The following is a 5,569-nucleotide window of genomic DNA, read 5'->3' as shown; positions in this document are numbered from 1 at the left end:
AGATTATGAAGAACAACTTGTGTGGATTTTTACTGGTTGATTGATCGAAATTATTTTCATTGATTGATGGTAGAAATTACTCGAAGTTTATTTGAGAAATATTTGTCAGAAAATTGATGAGCCAAGATTTGGTGTTTTGAATAAAGCACTATTGATTTTAAACTGAAGAGTTTGATCATGGCTCAGATTGAACGCTGGCGGCAGGCTTAACACATGCAAGTCGAGCGGATGAAAGTAGCTTGCTACTGGATTTAGCGGCGGACGGGTGAGTAATACTTAGGAATCTGCCTATTAGTGGGGGACAACATCTCGAAAGGGATGCTAATACCGCATACGCCCTACGGGGGAAAGCAGGGGATCGTAAGACCTTGCGCTAATAGATGAGCCTAAGTCGGATTAGCTAGTTGGTGGGGTAAAGGCCTACCAAGGCGACGATCTGTAGCGGGTCTGAGAGGATGATCCGCCACACTGGGACTGAGACACGGCCCAGACTCCTACGGGAGGCAGCAGTGGGGAATATTGGACAATGGGGGGAACCCTGATCCAGCCATGCCGCGTGTGTGAAGAAGGCCTTATGGTTGTAAAGCACTTTAAGCGAGGAGGAGGCTACTTTGGTTAATACCCAGAGATAGTGGACGTTACTCGCAGAATAAGCACCGGCTAACTCTGTGCCAGCAGCCGCGGTAATACAGAGGGTGCGAGCGTTAATCGGATTTACTGGGCGTAAAGCGTACGTAGGCGGCTTTTTAAGTCGGATGTGAAATCCCTGAGCTTAACTTAGGAATTGCATTCGATACTGGGAAGCTAGAGTATGGGAGAGGATGGTAGAATTCCAGGTGTAGCGGTGAAATGCGTAGAGATCTGGAGGAATACCGATGGCGAAGGCAGCCATCTGGCCTAATACTGACGCTGAGGTACGAAAGCATGGGGAGCAAACAGGATTAGATACCCTGGTAGTCCATGCCGTAAACGATGTCTACTAGCCGTTGGGGCCTTTGAGGCTTTAGTGGCGCAGCTAACGCGATAAGTAGACCGCCTGGGGAGTACGGTCGCAAGACTAAAACTCAAATGAATTGACGGGGGCCCGCACAAGCGGTGGAGCATGTGGTTTAATTCGATGCAACGCGAAGAACCTTACCTGGTCTTGACATAGTAAGAACTTTCCAGAGATGGATTGGTGCCTTCGGGAACTTACATACAGGTGCTGCATGGCTGTCGTCAGCTCGTGTCGTGAGATGTTGGGTTAAGTCCCGCAACGAGCGCAACCCTTTTCCTTATTTGCCAGCACTTCGGGTGGGAACTTTAAGGATACTGCCAGTGACAAACTGGAGGAAGGCGGGGACGACGTCAAGTCATCATGGCCCTTACGACCAGGGCTACACACGTGCTACAATGGTCGGTACAAAGGGTTGCTACCTAGCGATAGGATGCTAATCTCAAAAAGCCGATCGTAGTCCGGATTGGAGTCTGCAACTCGACTCCATGAAGTCGGAATCGCTAGTAATCGCGGATCAGAATGCCGCGGTGAATACGTTCCCGGGCCTTGTACACACCGCCCGTCACACCATGGGAGTTTGTTGCACCAGAAGTAGGTAGTCTAACCGTAAGGAGGACGCTTACCACGGTGTGGCCGACGACTGGGGTGAAGTCGTAACAAGGTAGCCGTAGGGGAACCTGCGGCTGGATCACCTCCTTAACGAAAGATTGACGATCGGTAAGAATCCACAACAAGTTGTTCTTCATGAATGTATCTGAGGGTCTGTAGCTCAGTTGGTTAGAGCACACGCTTGATAAGCGTGGGGTCACAAGTTCAAGTCTTGTCAGACCCACCATTCTGACGAACGTAGTATGAAAATACTGAAGCAAACAGAAAATCAGAACATTGAATCTAAATGATAAGCTGGGGACTTAGCTTAGTTGGTAGAGCGCCTGCTTTGCACGCAGGAGGTCAGGAGTTCGACTCTCCTAGTCTCCACCATCACTTCATAAGTGATTAAGCTAAGCAAATAGATTATAGAAATTAATAAATAAAAATCGAAAGATTTTAACTTATTAACTTCTGTGATTTATCACAGTTTCTAGACCTGACGAAGGCTAGAGCAATCATTAACAGAATATATTTGAGTTGAAATAAATTGTTCATACTCGTTTTAATAAAACACAATAATGTGACACGCAAGTGACATATTAGAGTGAATAAAAGAAATGAGAAACTAGCGATTAAACTGAATCAAGCGTTTTGGTATATGAATTAAATTGAAGCTGTACAGTGCTTAAGTGCACAGTACTTCGAACTGTATGAAAGTGATGATTAGTCATCATGATCTGTTGTTATCCTACTTGTAGGGATTAACGACTGTTTGGGGTTGTATAGTCAAGTAATTAAGTGCATGTGGTGGATGCCTTGGCAGTCAGAGGCGATGAAAGACGTAATAGCCTGCGATAAGCTTCGGGGAGGCGGCAAATATCCTGTGATCCGGAGATTTCTGAATGGGGAAACCCACTTACCATAAGGTAGGTATCGTATGATGAATACATAGTCATACGAGGCGAACGAGGGGAAGTGAAACATCTCAGTACCCTTAGGAAAAGAAATCAATTGAGATTCCGTCAGTAGCGGCGAGCGAACGCGGATCAGCCCATTAAGTTATATGTGTTTTAGCGGAAAGCTCTGGGAAGTGCTACCGTAGAGGGTGATAGTCCCGTACACGAAAGGGCACATATAATGATGACGAGTAGGGCGAGGCACGTGAAACCTTGTCTGAATATGGGGGGACCATCCTCCAAGGCTAAATACTCCTGACTGACCGATAGTGAACCAGTACCGTGAGGGAAAGGCGAAAAGAACCCCTGTGAGGGGAGTGAAATAGATCCTGAAACCGCATGCATACAAGCAGTGGGAGCCGACTTGTTCGGTGACTGCGTACCTTTTGTATAATGGGTCAGCGACTTATATTCAGTAGCAAGGTTAACCGTATAGGGGAGCCGTAGAGAAATCGAGTCTTAATAGGGCGTATAGTTGCTGGGTATAGACCCGAAACCGGGTGATCTATCCATGAGCAGGTTGAAGGTTGGGTAACACTAACTGGAGGACCGAACCCACTGTCGTTGAAAAGCCAGGGGATGACTTGTGGATAGGGGTGAAAGGCTAATCAAACTCGGTGATAGCTGGTTCTCCCCGAAAGCTATTTAGGTAGCGCCTCGGACGAATACCATTGGGGGTAGAGCACTGTTTCGGCTAGGGGGTCATCCCGACTTACCAAACCGATGCAAACTCCGAATACCAATGAGTACTATCCGGGAGACAGACTGCGGGTGCTAACGTCCGTAGTCAAGAGGAAAACAATCCAGACCGCCAGCTAAGGTCCCAAAATCTATATTAAGTGGGAAACGATGTGGGAAGGCATAGACAGCTAGGAGGTTGGCTTAGAAGCAGCCACCCTTTAAAGAAAGCGTAATAGCTCACTAGTCGAGTCGGCCTGCGCGGAAGATGTAACGGGGCTAAAATATAGTACCGAAGCTGCGGATGTATACTTTGTATACGTGGTAGGGGAGCGTTCTGTAAGCCGATGAAGGTGGATTGAGAAGTCTGCTGGAGGTATCAGAAGTGCGAATGCTGACGTGAGTAACGACAAAACGGGTGAAAAACCCGTTCGCTGAAAGACCAAGGGTTCCAGTCCAACGTTAATCGGGGCTGGGTGAGTCGACCCCTAAGGCGAGGCCGAGAGGCGTAGTCGATGGGAAATTGGTTAATATTCCAATACTTCTGTGTAATGCGATGAGAGGACGGAGAAGGTTAAGTCAGCCTGGCGTTGGTTGTCCAGGTGAAAGGTTGTAGGCATGTATCTTAGGCAAATCCGGGGTACTCTATGCTGAGAACTGATAGCAAGCTGTACTTGTACAGTAAAGTGGCTGATACCATACTTCCAAGAAAAGTCTCTAAGCTTCAGTTACACAGGAATCGTACCCGAAACCGACACAGGTGGTCAGGTCGAGTAGACCAAAGCGCTTGAGAGAACTCTGCTGAAGGAACTAGGCAAAATGGTACCGTAACTTCGGGAGAAGGTACGCTGCCGATGGTGATAGAACTTGCTTCTTGAGCTGTTGGCAGCCACAGAAACTAGGCCCCTGCAACTGTTTATTAAAAACATAGCACTCTGCAAACACGAAAGTGGACGTATAGGGTGTGATGCCTGCCCGGTGCTGGAAGGTTAATTGATGGGGTTAGCGTAAGCGAAGCTCTTGATCGAAGCCCCAGTAAACGGCGGCCGTAACTATAACGGTCCTAAGGTAGCGAAATTCCTTGTCGGGTAAGTTCCGACCTGCACGAATGGCATAATGATGGGGGCGCTGTCTCCAGCAGAGGCTCAGTGAAATCGAAATCGCCGTGAAGATGCGGTGTACCCGCGGCTAGACGGAAAGACCCCGTGAACCTTTACTGCAGCTTGACATTGAACTTTGATCTTACTTGTGTAGGATAGGTGGGAGGCTTTGAAGTAGCGACGCTAGTTGCTATGGAGCCGTCCTTGAAATACCACCCTGGTAATATTGAGGTTCTAACTCTGTCCCGTTATCCGGGACGAGGACCATGTCTGGTGGGTAGTTTGACTGGGGCGGTCTCCTCCTAAAGAGTAACGGAGGAGTACGAAGGTGCGCTCAGCGTGGTCGGAAATCACGCGTAGAGTATAAAGGCAAAAGCGCGCTTAACTGCGAGACCAACAAGTCGAGCAGGTACGAAAGTAGGTCTTAGTGATCCGGTGGTTCTGTATGGAAGGGCCATCGCTCAACGGATAAAAGGTACTCTGGGGATAACAGGCTGATACCGCCCAAGAGTTCATATCGACGGCGGTGTTTGGCACCTCGATGTCGGCTCATCTCATCCTGGGGCTGAAGCAGGTCCCAAGGGTATGGCTGTTCGCCATTTAAAGAGGTACGCGAGCTGGGTTTAGAACGTCGTGAGACAGTTCGGTCCCTATCTACCGTGGGCGCTGGAAATTTGAGAGGATCTGCTCCTAGTACGAGAGGACCAGAGTGGACGAACCTCTGGTGTACCGGTTGTGACGCCAGTCGCATCGCCGGGTAGCTATGTTCGGAAGGGATAACCGCTGAAAGCATCTAAGCGGGAAGCCTACCTCAAGATAAGATTTCCCTAGGAATTTATTCCTCTAAAGAGCCGTTGAAGACTACGACGTTGATAGGTTGGATGTGGAAGTGCAGCGATGCATGAAGCTGACCAATACTAATTGCTCGTGAGGCTTGACTATACAACACCCAAACAGTTGTATGTTTCGATAAATTCAATGCAAAATGCTTGATTTAGTGAAAAAGCTAGTTACAATACCAACTCAAATAGATTCCTGTTAATAACTCTTTTGGAAAAAGCATTGGCATACACTAAAAAGTGAAGAAATAAGACCAAAGTAAGTATCCATAAACAGTTTGCTGGCGACAATAGCAAGAGTGAACCACCTGATCCCTTCCCGAACTCAGAAGTGAAACCTCTTTGCGCTGATGGTAGTGTGGGGTTACCCATGTGAGAGTAAGTCATCGCCAGCTTTTAAATCTAAAA

The 5,569-nt window shown here is 47.9% G+C and carries 2 tRNA genes and 3 rRNA genes; all 5 read left to right on the top strand.

The features are described 5' to 3' along the window. The first annotated feature begins 159 nt into the window (after window positions 1-159). The 5 genes from C9E89_RS21300 to rrf all read left to right on the top strand — a co-directional run bounded on the left by C9E89_RS21300 (window position 160) and on the right by rrf (window position 5,556). Window positions 160-1,696, top strand: a 16S ribosomal RNA gene (locus tag C9E89_RS21300). Between the two features lie 59 nt (window positions 1,697-1,755). Continuing rightward, window positions 1,756-1,832: transfer RNA gene (locus tag C9E89_RS21295), tRNA-Ile, on the top strand. A 70-nt stretch (window positions 1,833-1,902) separates the two neighbouring features. Continuing rightward, a tRNA-Ala gene (locus tag C9E89_RS21290) sits at window positions 1,903-1,978 on the top strand. A gap of 394 nt (window positions 1,979-2,372) precedes the next feature. After that, window positions 2,373-5,264, top strand: a 23S ribosomal RNA gene (locus C9E89_RS21285). A 177-nt stretch (window positions 5,265-5,441) separates the two neighbouring features. Next, window positions 5,442-5,556, top strand: a 5S ribosomal RNA gene (gene rrf / locus C9E89_RS21280). The 16S, 23S and 5S rRNA genes sit together here with 2 tRNA genes alongside, the layout of an rRNA operon. Window positions 5,557-5,569: the final 13 nt, after the last annotated feature.

The organism is Acinetobacter sichuanensis, from assembly GCF_003024515.2.
Taxonomy (GTDB): domain Bacteria; phylum Pseudomonadota; class Gammaproteobacteria; order Pseudomonadales; family Moraxellaceae; genus Acinetobacter; species Acinetobacter sichuanensis.
The sequence above is the reverse complement of the archived record's forward strand: the minus strand, read 5'-3'. Positions and strand labels throughout refer to the sequence as shown.